This is a genomic window from Stappia sp. MMSF_3263, from assembly GCF_030733745.1.
GTDB lineage: Bacteria > Pseudomonadota > Alphaproteobacteria > Rhizobiales > Stappiaceae > Stappia.
Genome location: NZ_JASHIK010000011.1, coordinates 1 through 15,797, shown reverse-complemented (window position 1 = coordinate 15,797; position 15,797 = coordinate 1). Strand labels below are relative to the sequence as shown.

The following is a 15,797-nucleotide window of genomic DNA, read 5'->3' as shown; positions in this document are numbered from 1 at the left end:
CAGGCACGATAGCCAAGGCGGCGGGACCGAATCCCGGATCGGGCGGTGAACACGCGGCATTGCAGCCGGGACGGCAAGCCCCCGCGGAGCGGCCGGTTATCCGCGTACGAACTCGGCGCGTTCCAGCATGTAGGCCTCTGCGGCGATCATGTGTTCGCGCATGATGCGGCGGGCGCGCTCCGCGTCCCCGGCTTTGATGGCGCGCAACAGGCGTATCTGGTAGTCCAGCCCGGTTTCGCGAAGGGAGGGGTTGGCTTCCCGGTAGATCGCCCGGCACGCGGTCATGTCGCGCAGCAGGCTGACCAGGAAGATGCAGATGAAGCCGAGCAGCGCATTGTCCGTGCGGCGCGCCAGTTCGAGGTGAAAATCCAGCTCGGCGAGGCGCTGCTTGTATTCCTCTTCCGCCGTCTGCGGCTCGCTTTCGTAAAGACGGATGGTCTCGTGCAGCGCGGCGAAGGCCTCCTCGGAGAGCTTGCCGGCGACGCTTGCGGCCAGCAGCGGTTCGAGCTCCTTGCGGATTGCATAGATGTCGGCGATCGACGGCGGCTGGAACAGGAACAGGTTGTCGAGCAGGCGGATCGCCTGGCCGGCGCCGACACTGGACACGAACACACCGCCCCCCGGTCCCGTCTTGCTGGTCGTCAGCCCCTGGAACTCGAGGACCTTCAGCGCTTCCCGCAATGTCCCGCGCGAGGCGCCGTGCGTTTCCGGCAACAGCCAGTCATGCGGCACGCGGTCTCCGGGGGCGAGCCCCTGCGCCACGATCATCTCCCGGATCTTGTCGGCGATGATGTCCGGACGCTTGGGCCGGCGCAGAACAGCGGAGAGCTGCGAGAGCATCGGCGCTGGCGCCGTCGGATCAAGCTCGGACATGTCCCCCCTCGTCCACCGGATGGTGGCAGGCCGCCTCGTGCGCCGCCGCGCCGCTCACGCGTTCAAGCGCGGGATGCTTCGCCAGGCAAATGTCCGTACCACGCGGACAGCGCGCATGGAAAGCGCAGCCGGGCGGTGGATTGTAGGGATCCGGCAACTCGGTGTTGGCATCCTCGGGAATGAGCGAGCGCTTGCCCGGCACCGGCGCCGATTTCAGCAGCAGATGCGTGTAGGGGTGGCGGGGCGCCGCGAAGATCTCGCGCGCGGGACCGATCTCGGCGACACGCCCGAAATACATCACCGCCACGCGGTCGCTGACGCTCTCCACCACGGACAGGTCGTGGCTGATGAACACATAGGTCAGGCCGAAACGGGTCTTGAGGCCGTCGAGGATGTTGAGCACCTGCGCCTGCACCGACACGTCGAGCGCCGACACCGGTTCGTCGAGCACGATCAGCTCCGGATCGGCGGCCAGCGCCCGGGCAATGCCTATTCTCTGCGCCTGCCCGCCGGAGAATTCATGCGGGTAGCGGTCGAGGAATTCCGGCGCGAGGTTGACCGCCTCCATCAACTCGCCGAGCCGCGCCTCGCGCCCGCTCCTGTCCAGACCCAGCAGATGGCGCAGCGGTGCCTCCAGGATCGCGCGAATGGTCTTGCGCGGATTGAGCGAGGCGACCGGGTCCTGGAACACATACTGCACGCGCCGGGCCAGCGCCCTCGGATCGCGCCGCGCATCGGCGACGAGATCGCGGCCGTCGAAGGTGATCCTGCCGGCGGTCGGCCGGTCCAGCCCGACGATCAGGCGGGCAAGCGTCGATTTTCCGCAACCGGATTCCCCGACCACGCCCAGCGTCTCGCCCTTGCGCACGTCGAGGGAGACGCCCTGCACCGCGTGAACCGCCGGCAAGGCCCGGCCGAACAGGGTGCGTCCGCCGCCGAAGACGCGTTCGGCATTGTCGATCTCCAGAAGCGCTGTCTCAGGCATCGGCGGCCTCCCCTTTCAGCGGGTGCAGGCAGCGCACGGCGCGGCCCTCGCCAAACGCCGCCAGCGGGATGTCGCCCTCCCGGCAATCGGCCTCGGCCCGCTCGCAGCGCGCCGCGAATGCACAGCCCGCCGGCAGGTTGTTGACGACCGGCGGCCGTCCCTCGATGGCGTCCAGCCGCCGCCCCGGCTGGCCGAGCACCGGCACGCAGTCGATCAGCTTGCCCGTATAGGGATGGGCCGGGCGCGCCAGCACCACCTCGGTCTCACCGGTCTCCACGATACGCCCCGCATACATCACCGCGACCCTGTCGCAGACTGCGGAGACCACGCCGAAATCATGGGTGATGAAGAGGATCGCCGCGTTGCTCTCGCGTCGCAGCGCATCCAGCAGCGACAGGATCTGCGCCTGCACAGTGACATCCAGCGCCGTCGTCGGCTCGTCGGCGATGATCACCTTGGCATCGTTCGCCAGCGCCATGGCGATGCATACGCGCTGGCGCATGCCGCCGGACAGCTCGTGCGGATAGACCTTCAGCCGCTCGGCCGGATTGGTGATGCGCACCAGCCGCAGCAGCTCCTCGGCCTTTTCATCGGCCTGAGACCGGCGCATCGGCCGGTGCGCCATGATCGCCTCGGTGAGCTGGTCGCCTATGGTGAACAGCGGATGCAGCGTCGACAGCGGATCCTGGAAGACGTGGCTGACATCGGCCCCGCGCAATTGCCTGATGCGCTCGTCATCGACGGAGAAGAGATCCTCCTCCTCCAGCCACGCGGACCCTGCGGTGATGCGGCCCGGCGGCGTGGGCACAAGTCCCATCAGCGACATGGCGGTCACCGACTTGCCGGACCCGGATTCGCCGACAATCCCCAGGCACTCGCCGGGCTTCAGGTGCAGGTCGACGCCGCCGACCGCCCGGTAGATGTCTCCCCCGATATGGAACTGCGTGTTGAGCCCGACGACATCGAGCACGCTGCCCGAATGCCTGCGCGGTTCCGCCTCGCGCTCTTGCGCGACCGCCGTGCGCGCAACGGGGCGCGTCAGCGCGCCCGACTTGAGCCTTGGATCGAGAACGTCGCGCACGCCGTCGCCGAACAGGTTGATGCTCATCACGAGCGCGAAGATCATCAGGCCGGGAATGATCGACACATGCGGCGCGGTGAAAAGGATCTTGCGTCCGTCGCCGAGCATCGATCCGAGATCCGCCTGCGGCGGTTGCGCGCCCAGCCCCAGGAACGAGAGCCCCGCCGTTTCCAGGATCATCCAGCCGATCGTGGTCGACATGGTGATGATGATCACCGGCAGCACGTTGGGCAGCACCTCGCCGAACAGGATCGCCGCGCTCGACTTGCCCGACAGGCGCGCCGCATCGACGAATTCGCGTCGCGACAGGCCGATCGTGATGCCCCGGATATTGCGGGCGAAAAAGGGAATGTTGATCACCGCAATCGCATAGAGCGCGTTGATGAGGCCGGGTCCGAGCGCGGCGACGATCGCCAGCGCCAGCAGGATGTAGGGAAAGGCCATGACCATGTCGACGCCGCGCATCAGGAACGTGTCGACGCGCCCGCCCGCATATCCCGCCACAAGCCCGATCAGCGAGCCGAAAAACGCCGCGATCAGCGTCGCCGAAAGCCCGACCGCGAGGCTGACCCGCGTTCCCCAGATCAGCCGGGACAGGATATCGCGGCCAAGCGCATCCGTGCCCAGGAGGTGCCCCTCGGCCAGCGGCCTGAGCAATCGGTCGGCCGGCGCGGTGACATCGGGATCCGGCAAGGGCAGCAGCGGCGCGGCGAGTGCCGCAAGCACGATCGCGACAAGCACGGCAAGCCCGGTCGTTGCCAGCGTGTTGTTGAAAAGCAGCCGCAACGTGCTCGGCCGGCCGCGCTTTCGGGGCTTGTGCATCCTGCCTGCGGAACCGGCAGCGGCGGTGTCACTCATCAGCGCAACCTCGGATCGAGCAGGGTCTGGACGACGTCGGCCGCCAGGTTGAACAGCACGTAGGCGGCCGCGACGACGACCACGCCGCCCTGCACCAGCAGCAGGTCGCGTGTCGAGATGGCGTTGACGAGCATCGAACCGATCCCCGGCCACTGGAACACGGTCTCGATATAGACCGCGCCGCCGAGCACGAAGCCCGCCTGGATGCCGATGACGGGAATGACGCTGACCAGCGCCGCCTTGAAGGCATGGCGATAGATCACCCGGCGCTCGGTGAGGCCCTTGGCCCGGGCGGTGCGGATATAGTCCTGCCGCAGCACCTCCAGCATCGCCGTGCGGGTCAGCCGGGCGATCACGCCGGTGGCCACGACCGCGAGCGTCAGAGCCGGCAGGAACAGGTGATGCAAGAGGTCCGGCAGGTCGCCGCCGCCATAGATGGCGTACATGCCGCTTGCCGGGAACAGCCTGATCTTGACGGCGAACACCAGGATCAGCAGCAGCCCGAGCCAGAAGGACGGCGTCGAGATGCCGACAAGGACAAGCACCGTGATCGCCTTGTCGGCGAGACCGTACTGGCGCACGGCCGAGACGACGCCGGCCAGAAGGCCGAGGATGGAACAAAGGACAAGCGCCGTGCCGGCAAGGATGAGTGTGGCGGAGAACCGTTCCAGCACCTCGTCCAGCACCGGCCGGTTAAGCGCGTAGGAGCGACCGAAATCGCCCTGCAGGATATTGCCGAGCCAGATCAGGTATTGCTGCGGCAAGGACTTGTCGAGGCCCAGATCCGCATTGAGCTTGGCGACGTTTTCCGGCGTCGCGTAGGACCCCAGGATCGCCGTTGCCGGATCGCCCGGGATCATCGCCATGATCAGGAAAACGATGATCGACAGTCCGAACAGGACCGGGATCGCGGCAAGCAGGCGCTTGGCTATATAGGCTGCCATGGCTGTAGCCTTTTCGCGTCTCGTTGGGCGCGCGCCGCGCCTCCCTTGTCGGGGCCGCCCCCTACCGGTTGCAGCGGCAGCGGGCGGCCGGGTGCCGTGTCGCCTGCCTCAGGGCTTGGCGACATCCTGCAGCATCAGGAAGAACGACGGCTGCAGCTTGAAGTTCTCGACATTGGCGCCGGTGACCGCGTTCTGCTTCCAGTTGGCGACGAAGACCCAGGGCGCGTCCTCATGGACGATCTCCTGCATCCGCTTGTAGAGCTTCGCCCGCTCGCCCTGGTCGGTGACCGCCCGTGCCTTGTTGAGCAGCTCGTCCACCTTCTCGTTGGCATAGTAACCGGAGTTGAACCCGCCCTTGTCCGGCATGGCCTGCGAGCGCAGGGCAAGGAACGGCAGCGTGTCCGGATCGTTGGTCATCCAGGCCATCTCCGCCATGTCGGCCTTTCCCTCGAGCCCCGGGTTCACCTTGCCCAGGAACGTGTTCCACTCGTAGGTCTCGATCTTGACCTTCATGCCGACGGCCTGCAGGTCGGCCTGGATCGCCGTGCCCATGGCGATCGGATCGAGCATGCCCGAGCCGCCTTCGGTGACGTAGAAGGTCAGTTCCTCGCCGTCATAGCCGGCCTCGGCCAAGAGCTGCTTCGCCTTGTCCGGATCATGGGGATAGGGCTGCAGCTCCTCGTTATAGGCCCAGGCGAAGGCCGGCGGCGTCGGACCTGCGGCAATCGCGGCCGTGCCCTGCAGGATGTTCTCGGTGAGCGCCTTCTTGTCGATGGCATAGTTGGCGGCCTGGCGGATGGCCTTCTTGGCGAAGGGTCCTTCCTTGGTGTTCAGGATCAGGAACCAGACATGAGGCCCGGCCTGCTCGTGAACGGTGAAGGCGGCATCGTCCCGCAACTGCGCCAGATTGTCCGGCGGCACCTCGACCATGACATCGAGACCGCCCGACAGCATCTCCGCGATCCGCGTGTTGGCATCGGTGATCGGCCGGTAGATGACGGCCTCCAGCGGCGGCGGGCCGTCCCAGTAGTCCTCGTTGCGGGTCACAACCAGCTTGGCGTTGGCGTCCCACTCGGCAAACCTGAAGGCTCCGGTCCCGACCGGGTTGCGGCCGAAGTCCTTGCCGCTTTCTTCCACCGCTGTCGGAGAGACGATCAGCCCGGTCGGATAGGCAAGATTGGAGAGGAAGGGCGCAAAAGGCTCCTTGAGCCGGAACTCGACAGTTGTCTCGTCGACGGCAATCACCTCGTCGACGGCGGAGAAGAAGAAGGCGAGCGGGAACGGCCCGGTGTCGTGGAACGGGTGGTCCTCGTTCAGCATCCGGTCGAAATTGAACTTCACCGCCTCCGCGTTGAAAGGCGTCCCGTCGTGAAAGACGACGCCCTGGCGAAGCTTGAACGTGTAGGTCTTCCCGTCGTCCGAGATCGTCCAGCTTTCGGCAAGCGAGGGCTCCACCTCGAGCGTTCCGTCCTTGTAGCGGGTCAACCCGTCATAGACGTTCACCAGGATGCGGAAATCGTTGACCGCCGTCACGGCGTGCGGGTCCATGGATTTCGGCTCGGCGATCTGGCCGACGACCAGAACATTGGGTGGTGTCTGGGAAAGCGCCGGTGATGCCAGCAACACCCCCGCGGCAGTGATGGCGGCTGCCAGAAGCTTTTTCATCGCGTGTCCTCCGTTCGCGCCCGATAATTAATTCTGATAATCTGACCTTGCGCAAGCTTTTATCATAATAAATTATCGGCCAAGCTGCGCGCACGCATCGCCCCTCCCGGCAAGCACCTGAAAAAGAGGCAAAAGACATGTCCGAGCAAACCCCGCGCATCAACTCCTCGCGCCTGCGGGCCCTGCTCGACGGCGTCAACGCGTTCGGCAAAAACCCGCGAACCGGCGGCTTCAACCGCACCGGCTACTCCGAACCCGACATGGCGGTGCGAACCTGGTTCATGGAGGAGATGCGCCGGGACGGGCTGGCGGTGAGCCGGGACGGCGTCGCCAACCTGTTCGGCCGTTTCGGCCCCCAGGCCGGCCCCTCGATCCTGGTCGGCTCCCACCTCGATACGGTGCCCGAGGGCGGAGCCTTCGACGGCGCACTGGGCGCCTGCGTCGCGCTGGAATGCGTGCGCGCGATGCGCGATGCCGGGATCGTGCCGGCCGTCGCCGTCGAGGTGGTGGCAACGGCGGAGGAGGAGGGGCGCTTCGGCGGCATGCTCGGGTCCCAGGCGATTACCGGAACGGTGACGGCGGAGCAGCTGGACGCCGCCATCGATGCCGACGGCACGCGGCTAGCCGACGCGATGCGGGCATGCGGCCTCGATGCCCGGGATGCGCTGACGGCGGCACGCGCGCCCGGCTCCGTCGCGGCCTTCCTGGAACTGCATATCGAGCAGGGACCGGTGCTTGAGGAACGCCGCATTCCCGTCGGCATCGCCCACACGGTCGCCGGCCTCGTCAACCTTGCGGTCCGTCTTGAGGGCAGAGCCAACCATTCCGGTACCACGCCGATGCATTTGCGCGCCGACGCGCTCGCCGGCATGGCGAGCATCGCGCATGCCATTCCCGACATTCTGGCCGCGCATGGTGGCGACAACAGCCGCATCACCATCGGCAAGCTCGATATCCAGCCGAACTTCATGCACACGGTGCCCGGCCGTGCCGATTTCGTCGTCAACATCCGCGATACCGACCCGGCGAGGATCGCCGCGCTCTGCGATGCGATGCAGGAGCGTATCGCCACGGCGGCCGGGGCAAACGGGCTCGACTTCACGGTGGAAGAGCACAGCCGGATGGAGCCGGTGGCGCTCGATCCGGGCCTGACGGGGGTCTTGCGCGAGGAAGCCGCGCGGCTCGGGCTCGCCGCGCTCGACATGCCCTCGGGCGCCGGCCACGATGCACAGACGATGCAGGCCTTGTGCCCCGCCGCCCTCGTCTTCGTTCCAAGCCGCGGCGGCGTCAGCCACTCCCCGGAGGAATTCACGGACTGGCCCGACATCGAACAGGGGGCGGCCTTGATGCTGGCCGTCCTGACAAGATTGGCTGCCGGCCGCTGACCGCCGGGATCAGCCGGCGGCCTCTCCGCCGCGATCCTTGGGAGTACAGTGAACGAGTGTCAGCGAGGGCGTGCCTCGTGACGTGCGAACCTGCTCTGCGGGATGGCGTACCATGCCGCCATCCGGCGTCCTGCCGCGTCGTGCCGCTTCCGGCTGGTATTCCACGGTGTCCAGCACGACGCGTTCTTCCATGCCGCGCCAGGCAATGCGGTATTCCTGCCCTTCGGCAAGACCCAGCAGGGCCAGCCCGCGCGGCGTCGTGATCGGCTGGAACACACCCACAAGCAGGTTCATTCGCTCATGCGAGATCACCCGTGTTTCGGCACACGCGCCGCTGGCCCGGAACGTCACGCGGCTGTTCAGCGTCGCGACATTGGCGGGGATATCGTCGTGCAGGACCATCCGCGCGGTCTTCAGCTTTCGCGCCAGGATCGGCGCCAGCGGGTCGCGCGGATCGGCGTGGCGCTCGCGCATCGCCTCGAGAATGGTGAAGTCCTTGGTGGTCAGGATGCAGGTTTCGTTCAACATCGCAGGTCTCCATCGCTCCGCTGCGGGGAGCGGTTGTCGTGACACGAAATGGAGGGGTCCCCTGGCCGCGCCATGCGGCACAGGGGCTACGATCCTGCGATGAGACAACCTCCGCTCAGCGAGAGGTCGCGCGGAGAGTGAAGATGGGTCACGATGCCGGTCGCGGCTCGCCGGCCGCCATCTCGGCGGGTGCCTCGACGCTTTCCACGGTCAGGCGGTGAGTGCGCCCGTCGCGCCCGGTCCAGTCGATGGACTGACCGGCCGAAAGGCCGATCAGGGCCACCCCGATCGGGGTCAGCACGGAGACCTTTCCCTCGGCAATGTCGGCATCGCCGGGGAAGACCAGCGACACGCGGCGGTCCTCTCCCGCATCCGTGGTGAACCGCAGCCGCGAACCCATGCGCACGACATCCTCCGCAATCCGCCCGTCGGCGACGATGCGCGCGCGGTCGAGTTCGGCAAGGAGTTCCTCGGCAACGGCCGGGTTCCTGGCGAGGAAGTTCTCGGCCAGCCCCGACAGCTTCTCGTGGTCCGAGCGGATCATCCGGATGGCGGGCTTACGGTGCTTCTTCGTCTGGGAAGCCATGCTTGGCTCTCCTTGCAGAGTGGCGAACCGCTGGCGCATCTCATGCGCTGTCGGGCTCGGTTTGGATATCGTTGGATGAAGTGTCGCGCGTCCGGCTTCTTGTCGTCCCGCAAGGCGGGGACGCCAGCCTATGCCCCGCGGCCGGGGCGCGACGCGACCGGGCCGGGGGTCAGTGTCCCGCGATGGGGCACACCCTGTGAAGGTTCGAAGAAGGAGACCCGGACTTGAACATGCACCGAGAGTTGGGGGATCGCGGCGGCAAAGTCAAGCCGGCCGCCCCGCTCCCTCAGAAATGCAGGCCGAACTTGAAACTCGCCGCATGGGAACGGCTCTCCCTGCCAAAGCTGCCGTCATAGCGCAGCTTCGCCTCGAAGCGCTCGGCCTGCAGCACGCTCAGCCCGGCGGCAACCGTTCCGCGCACCCTGTCGCGATCCGTGGTGACGGAGAACCGGGTACCGGCCAGCGCTCCCGCCGTGAAGGACTGGGTCATCCGGTGCTCGTCATCGAGCGCGATGGCGACACCGGCCTCCAGATAGGGGCGGACGACGACATCGTCGCCGAAGCGGATATCGGTACCCAAGCGCAATTGCGGATGCAGGTCGGCCAGGAACATGTCGTGCGCATCGACGGCCAGCCCGAAGCTGCCCGCGCCCCGTTCCGTGTAGCCGAAATCGTGGATCCAGGACATGTCGAGATCGAGGGTTGGGATCGCGAAGACCCCGCCGAAATCGAACTGATGCGCCATGCGCAGGCGCGCGGAGATACCGGCGGCCTTCTGCTCCGACTGCGCGGTCGCGCCGGAGGCCGGGACGAAGCGGCTGGAATCCCCCCATGTGTAGGAGCCGGTCACGGCCGCCGTCGCCAGCCAGGCGTCGCGCGTGTACTTGAGAACGCCGCCGGCATGGATGCCATGGCCATCGCTGGAAACGCCCGCGCCGCTGCTGGCGCTCAGGTTGAAGCCGGCGCCAACGCCAAGCCGCCAGTTCTCGGCGATGGCCGCCTGTCGGCCGATGGAGAAGCCGGAGACGCGCACCGTGTTTCCGGCAGCGAAATTGTCGGTGATCCGATGCGTTGCCCTGGCCCAGGTGCACTCGTCCTCGCGCAACGCCGCCCAGGGTCCGTACTGGGTTCCGCAACTGTGCAGGTTGTCGATATGCGAGATCGCTGCAACGTGCTGGTTTACGGCGACATCGTAGTCCTTCGACGCGTCGAGATGATCCGCGAGGGTGCCCGACAATGCGCCGGCGCTCGTCGCGTTGGCCGCCGCGAGCAGGAAGGCATGCAGGTTCTCGTCTCCCGGATTGACGCTCTCCCCGTTCATCCAGCGCTGCACCAGCGGATCCACGGCCCGCGCCACGGTCCCCGCATTGCCGGACAGCCCGGCGCCGGCGAAGCTGGCGGTCACGCCGGTCACGGAAACGCTGTCGGCGCTGCTTGTCGTATGGAACGTCAGCACCGGTGTGTTGGCCACATGTCCGGCAACCACGCTCGCGCCGAAACCGTCGACGATCTCGACGGCATGCGCCAGATGCCCGAAGGATGACAGGTAGGGGTTGAGCGTGCCGCCATTGTTGTCGAGGGCAAGCGCGGAGATATAGGCAGCCGTTCCCGCCGCCGGATCGATCTCGAGGAAATGGCGGCCGCCACTGCCCAGCGTGTAGAGGCCGGCATTGATCACCGACCCGTCGATGACACCGTTGTTGGTCACCGACACCGTGCCCAGATTGACCTCGATCGTCCCCTCGACACCGCCGCTGGCGCCGATCTCGATCGCCCCGTCGCCATTGGCTCGGATCGCGGTCTGCCGGCCCCCATAGCTGCTGATCCGGCTGCCATCCGCCCCGACCGCGGCGACCGTTCCGTCGATGTCGAGCGCGAACCGCCCCAGTCCTTCGTCGATCTGGATGGCGCTGGTCGTGGTGGCGGCGTCTCGGGCCAGCACAAAGGCCCCCTCGCGCACATTGACACGGGTGGTGAGCGTCGCATTGCCGCCATGCGCATGGGACCCGGCCGTGCCGTTGACCGCGCGAATGGCGGCTCCCCCCTCGCCCGAGGCACTGACCCTGCCGCCGATATCGAGCGAAATGGCGGTGCCGTCGGACCTGCGCGCCAGCGCCGAGATCGCAGAAGCCTGCTCCCCGCTCACCGAGACGGTGCCACGCTGGTTCACCGTCACCTGCCCCGATTGCGTTCCGGTCCCGTGGCCGACGATCATCCGCCCGCCGTCATCGCTTTCAACCACCAGCGCTCCGCCGCTGGCCGAATAGGCGAAGATGCCGTCCGAATGGTCTCCGCTCGTGCGGATATCGCCATGCGAGGTCACCGTGACCGCCCCGCCGCCGGCCGACGCCGCCGCCGGGGTCGTCGGTCCGGACGGGATCCCGATGGGCGTGCCGTCGATCAGCGCAAGCCCGCCGCCGCTTCCCGCCGACTGGGCAAAGATGCCATGCGCATGGGCGCCCGAGGTCGTGATCGAACTCACCGCGTCCAGCGACACGTCGACGCTGCCGCCCGCGCCGCCGCCGCCCGTGCGCAATGTCAGGTCGAGGACGGTCGCGCTGGAACCGGCATCGACCGAAAGCAGCCCGCCGCCGCCGCCAATCGACTGCGCCAGCACGCCAAAGGCAAAGTCTCCGGCTGTCACGACATGCCCGTCGGTCAGGTCGACCGTCGCAAGGCCCCCGTGCCCGCCCGTGGCCATCGTGCGGCCGAACATGGCGTTGAGGTGAAGCGTGCCGACCCCGCCCGCATTGACCGTCGCAACCCCGCCGCCGCCGCCGACCGACTGCGCCACGATCCCGTGCGACAGCCGGCCATGGGTTACAACCGTGCCGGCGAGCGTCGCTTTCGCCTCGCCGGCGCTCGCGTATCCGGCGTCTTCCGTGCCGAAGTCGAGTTGCAGGGTCGCCGAGGTCCCTTGTGCCAGGTCGGCGAAGAATTCACCGCCGCCGCTGCCGATCGACTGGCTGAGAATGCCGAAGGAGTTGACGCCCGCCGTGGTGATGCTCCCGTTCGCGACAACGCTGGCGAGCCCGCCGGCACCCTCCGCCGCGCCGCGCCCGCCAAGGCGCGCCATGATCCGCTGGTCGGCAACGGAGAGCGTATCGGAGATGACCACGCCGGCGCTGCCGCCGCCCGAGGCGACGGACTGCGCCACAAGGGCATGCGACAGGTCCGCGGCGGTGACGACGCGTGCCGCCTGCCCGCTCCCCGCGTGGCCGAACGTCACCGTCGCCGTGCCGCTTCGCGCCGGATGACCGCTGTGCCCCTGTTCGCCGCCGAGGGTGACATCGAACGTGGCCGTCGGCACGTCGCCCGCGACATGGGTGCTGTCGAGCACCGTGGCGAAGGTGCCGCCGCCGCCGGCGACCGACTGGGCCAGCACGCCGCGGGACCCGATACCGGAGGTCGTCGCCACGGCCCCGGCGGCCAGCGTCGCGCTGCTGTCGCCCGATGAACTGGTCCGCGAATGATCCGAGGAGCCGAGCCTGACGGTGAAGTCGTAGGTGGAGCTCGCCGTGCCCGCGCTCTCGCTCGCCGGGGCCGTTTCTCCTGCCGCAAGGCTCAACGCCTCGACATGGCCGATATCGCCGCCGCCGCCGCCCAGCGACTGGGCCAGGATCGCATGCGAGATCGCGCCGAAGGTCGACACCGCGCCGCCGGCGGCCATGGAGATGTCGACGGTGCCCCCGTTCCCCTCGGTGCCCGTGTCCGAGCCGCCGAAGATCGCCCGCGTCACCTCCCGCGTCACCACCGCCCGCACGTTTGGCGGCGAGGGCGCCGTGTCACCGCTTTCGCTGTCGCTCGCCTGCCTGAGGTCATACGTGTCGACCAGGCCATGCATGCCCCCGCCGCCGCCGATGGACTGGCCGACAAGCCCGTGCGAGTTGGCGCCATGGGTCAGAACAGCTCCGCTATTGGCGATGACAACCGCCAGGCCGTTGCCCCCGTTGCCCCCCGCCCCGCCAACCGTCGTGGTCGTCGTTCCGCTGGTGACCGAGCGCGTGCCATGATCGGTGTTGTTTGCGCCAAGACTGGCCGTGCGGGTCACCACGTCGCCGCCCGCGCCGCCGCCGCCGCCGATCGACTGGACAACCACCGCCGCCGAGCGATGGCCGAACGTGGCGACGGTGCCGGTATTCGTGAAACTCTGCTTCGACGAGCCGCCGCTGCCGCCGTTGCCCGCGGATCCGCCTGCGCCGCCGACGACCGCGTTCAGGTTCTTGACCTTCGACCCCGCCCCGGCCGCGAGCCGCGTGGCATTGCCGCCGAAGCCGCCGCCGCCGCCAACGGACTGCACCAGGACGCCGAAGGAATTGTTGCCACGGGTAAGGATGGTGCCGTGGTTCTGCGCCGAAATATCGCCGCCGTCGCCGCCGGCCCCACCCTTGCCGCCGATATCGACGCCGATGCTGGTGACGGACTTGCCCGCCGCGCCGGAGAGCGAGGCGACATTGCCGCCGGTACCGCCGCCGCCGCCGACCGACTGGACCAGCATCCCGGCCGAATGGTTGCCGCTTGTATGGATGCTCGCCGTGTTTCCGGCGCTGACGGTGCCGCCGTGATTGCCGGACCCGCCCTTGCCGCCGATCGCCGTTTCCAGGTTGACCGCGTTGTTCTTCGTCTCCAGGTCGGACGGCGCCGAAAGGGTGAAGGTGATCGTCGAGGCCGAACCGCCATTGCCTCCGCCCCCGCCGATCGACTGCGCCACGATCCCGTGGGACAGGTCCCCGCCGGTCGTGATCGCACCGGCATTGGCAAGCGAGATCGTTCCGCCCTTGTGTCCGCTTCCGCCATCGCCGCCAACGGCGGCACCGCCCCCCAGGGATCCGCGCGCCTCGCTGGAAATCGTGACATTCGCTGTGATCGCCGCGCCGCCATTGCCCCCGCCCCCGGCGATCGACTGGGCGATCAGTCCGCTCGACGTATCGCCGGTCGTGACAATCGTCGTCGCCGACTTGATCGTGATTTCCCCGGCGGTTCCCCCGGGTCCGCCCTTGCCGCCGACGGAGACGGGGGTCGTGATGCTCTTGGCGTTCGGGCCGTCCGTGATGCTGGCATTGACGCTCATCGCCGTACCGGCATTGCCTCCGCCCCCGCCGATCGACTGGATCAGCATCCCGGCCGAATTTGCCCCGGATGTGGTCACATGACCGCCCGTGGTGGTCAGCCGCACCGCGCCGCCATTGCCGCCCCCGCCCGCGTTGCCGCCAACGGAAACAGGTGCGGAAAACGAGCCCTCGGCCGAGGCCGACAGCGTCACCGCCGACGCATTGCCGCCATTGCCGCCTCCGCCGCCCACGGACTGGGCGATGACGCCCGCCGAATTGTGCCCGGATGTCGCGATGCTGCCGACGCCGTTGACGGTGACGGTTTCCGCATGGCCGCCACTGCCGCCATGCCCTCCGACCGATGCCCCCAGCGTCACCGATTGCTGCGTCGAGGCGGACACGCTCACGGTCGTGGCCGAGCCGCCATTGCCCCCGCCCCCGCCGATGGACTGGGCCAGCACGCCGGTCGAGTTCGACCCGAGCGTCGTCACGCTGCCGGAACCGGCGAAGGTCACCGCGCGGCCGAGCCCGCCCGTGCCGCCCGAGCCGCCAATGGCAACCGATGCGCTCAGGCTCGGCCCGATGCTGACAGCCGCGCTGAAGGCGAGCGCCGAACCGCCATTGCCCCCGCCCCCGCCGATGGACTGCAGCACGATGCCGTCGGAATTCTCGCCTTCCGTCCGGATTGCTCCGGCGCTGATGAGCGACACCGCCCCGCCATTGCCGCCGTGTCCGCCGGCACCGCCAATGGCGACGTCGGCCGAAATGCTGTCGGTATCGCTGCCCACGGACAGGCTGAAGGCATGTGCGCCGCCGCCATTGCCTCCGCCCCCGCCGATCGACTGCAGCACGATGGCATCCGAATTGGCGTCATGGGTGGTCACCCCGCCATTGGCCGTGCCGGAAACGCGGCCGCCATCGCCGCCCGTTCCGCCCCTGCCGCCGATGGCGACCGCCGCCGCGAAGGAGACGCCGTCGGCATAGGACACCGACGACGAGCCGGCCGAGCCGCCATTGCCCCCGCCCCCGCCGATCGACTGGGCCAGCACGCCGACGGAATGGGTTCCCGCGCCGTCGACCAGGTTGGCGTTCGTCGCGTTTTCGGTGCCGGTCGTGACCGAGGAGCCCGCGTCAAGCCGGATATCGATGGCACCGCCATCGCCGCCCGACGCGCCATTGCCGCCCATGGAAACCGATGTCGCCAGGATCGGCGCCGAGGAAGAGGCATGCGCCTGGCCGCCCGAGCCGCCGCCGCCGCCGATGGACTGCGCGATGATCGCCGACGCATGGTGGCCGCGCGTGGCGATGCTTGCCTGGTTGCCGAGCGCAACGTTCAGCGCGCCTCCATTGCCCCCGGTGCCGCCACTGCCGCCGACCGCCACGGACGAGAAATAGGCCTGCGCCCGCGCGCTGCCGCCCGATCCCCCGCCGCCGCCGATTGACTGGATGATGATCGCGTTGGCGAGATCCCCCTCCGTCAGGATGCTCGCGGACCGGTTGAGGTTCACCGTCACGGTGCCGCCATCGCCGGCCGCGCCGCCGGAGCCGCCGATCGCCACCGCCGAGAACACGCCGGTCGCCACCGCGTTGCCGCCGCGCCCGCCGCCGCCGCCAACGGAAATCAGGTGAACGCCGTTGGCAAAGGCACCGGACGTGTGGACGTTGTGCTGCCCCGCGGCAAGGCTCGTGCCGGTCATGTCGAGCGTGACGTTGCCGCCCCGCCCGCCGGCCCCGCCATCGCCGCCGACCGCGATCCGGCCCTCGCTGGCCCCGCCATCCTGCCCGCCGCCGGCCACGCTGATGCCGTAGATCGCCGTGGAGAAATAGCCTTCGGTTGTGAT

At 68.4% G+C, this 15,797-nt stretch carries 9 protein-coding genes; 1 reads left to right on the top strand and 8 read right to left on the bottom strand.

All coding sequences use genetic code 11. From position 1 onward, the window contains the following. Nucleotides 1-96: 96 nt before the first annotated feature. The 5 genes from RBB46_RS13185 to RBB46_RS13165 all read right to left on the bottom strand — a co-directional run bounded on the left by RBB46_RS13185 (nt 97) and on the right by RBB46_RS13165 (nt 6,406). Nucleotides 97-873: a FadR/GntR family transcriptional regulator gene (locus RBB46_RS13185; protein ID WP_306029463.1), complete on the bottom strand. Its 777-nt coding sequence runs from the start codon at nt 871-873 to the stop codon at nt 97-99. Beyond that, a complete protein-coding gene (locus RBB46_RS13180; protein WP_306029462.1) occupies nt 860-1,858 on the bottom strand; it encodes an ABC transporter ATP-binding protein in 999 nt (332 codons plus the stop codon). The genes RBB46_RS13185 and RBB46_RS13180 overlap by 14 nt, the downstream gene beginning before the upstream one ends. After that, entirely contained in the window at nt 1,851-3,797 is a 1,947-nt protein-coding gene (locus RBB46_RS13175) for a dipeptide/oligopeptide/nickel ABC transporter permease/ATP-binding protein (RefSeq protein WP_306029461.1), read from the bottom strand. The genes RBB46_RS13180 and RBB46_RS13175 overlap by 8 nt, the downstream gene beginning before the upstream one ends. After that, nucleotides 3,797-4,741, bottom strand: coding sequence for an ABC transporter permease (locus RBB46_RS13170; protein WP_306029460.1), 945 nt, complete (start codon nt 4,739-4,741; stop codon nt 3,797-3,799). Before RBB46_RS13170 ends, RBB46_RS13175 begins: the two co-directional genes overlap by 1 nt. A 108-nt stretch (nt 4,742-4,849) precedes the next feature. Then, nucleotides 4,850-6,406 (bottom strand): ABC transporter substrate-binding protein, encoded by a 1,557-nt coding sequence (locus RBB46_RS13165; RefSeq protein ID WP_306029459.1) that lies wholly within the window; start codon nt 6,404-6,406, stop codon nt 4,850-4,852. A 137-nt stretch (nt 6,407-6,543) separates the two neighbouring features. On the opposite strand from RBB46_RS13165, the gene RBB46_RS13160 reads away from it, so the two are divergent. Further along, a complete protein-coding gene (locus RBB46_RS13160; RefSeq protein ID WP_306029458.1) occupies nt 6,544-7,791 on the top strand; it encodes a Zn-dependent hydrolase in 1,248 nt (415 codons plus the stop codon). Nucleotides 7,792-7,800: 9 nt separating this feature from the next. Here RBB46_RS13160 and RBB46_RS13155 read toward each other — a convergent pair whose 3' ends face one another. From RBB46_RS13155 to RBB46_RS13145, 3 genes are all read right to left on the bottom strand, one after another. After that, nucleotides 7,801-8,319, bottom strand: coding sequence for a nucleoside-diphosphate kinase (locus RBB46_RS13155; protein WP_306029457.1), 519 nt, complete (start codon nt 8,317-8,319; stop codon nt 7,801-7,803). Between the two features lie 148 nt (nt 8,320-8,467). Continuing rightward, entirely contained in the window at nt 8,468-8,905 is a 438-nt protein-coding gene (gene rnk, locus RBB46_RS13150; protein WP_306029456.1) for a nucleoside diphosphate kinase regulator, read from the bottom strand. Nucleotides 8,906-9,191: 286 nt separating this feature from the next. Then, nucleotides 9,192-15,797, bottom strand: a 6,606-nt coding sequence (locus tag RBB46_RS13145; RefSeq protein ID WP_306029455.1) for an autotransporter outer membrane beta-barrel domain-containing protein, incomplete at its 5' end; no start/stop codon positions are given.

What these genes read in the sequence shown, in the direction of transcription:
- RBB46_RS13185 (WP_306029463.1), bottom strand. Translation starts at nt 873, where the DNA reads ATGTCCGAGCTTGATCCGACGGCGCCAGCGCCGATGCTCTCGCAGCTC.
- RBB46_RS13180 (WP_306029462.1), bottom strand. Translation starts at nt 1,858, where the DNA reads ATGCCTGAGACAGCGCTTCTGGAGATCGACAATGCCGAACGCGTCTTC.
- RBB46_RS13175 (WP_306029461.1), bottom strand. Translation starts at nt 3,797, where the DNA reads ATGAGTGACACCGCCGCTGCCGGTTCCGCAGGCAGGATGCACAAGCCC.
- RBB46_RS13170 (WP_306029460.1), bottom strand. Translation starts at nt 4,741, where the DNA reads ATGGCAGCCTATATAGCCAAGCGCCTGCTTGCCGCGATCCCGGTCCTG.
- RBB46_RS13165 (WP_306029459.1), bottom strand. Translation starts at nt 6,406, where the DNA reads ATGAAAAAGCTTCTGGCAGCCGCCATCACTGCCGCGGGGGTGTTGCTG.
- RBB46_RS13160 (WP_306029458.1), top strand. Translation starts at nt 6,544, where the DNA reads ATGTCCGAGCAAACCCCGCGCATCAACTCCTCGCGCCTGCGGGCCCTG.
- RBB46_RS13155 (WP_306029457.1), bottom strand. Translation starts at nt 8,319, where the DNA reads ATGTTGAACGAAACCTGCATCCTGACCACCAAGGACTTCACCATTCTC.
- rnk (WP_306029456.1), bottom strand. Translation starts at nt 8,905, where the DNA reads ATGGCTTCCCAGACGAAGAAGCACCGTAAGCCCGCCATCCGGATGATC.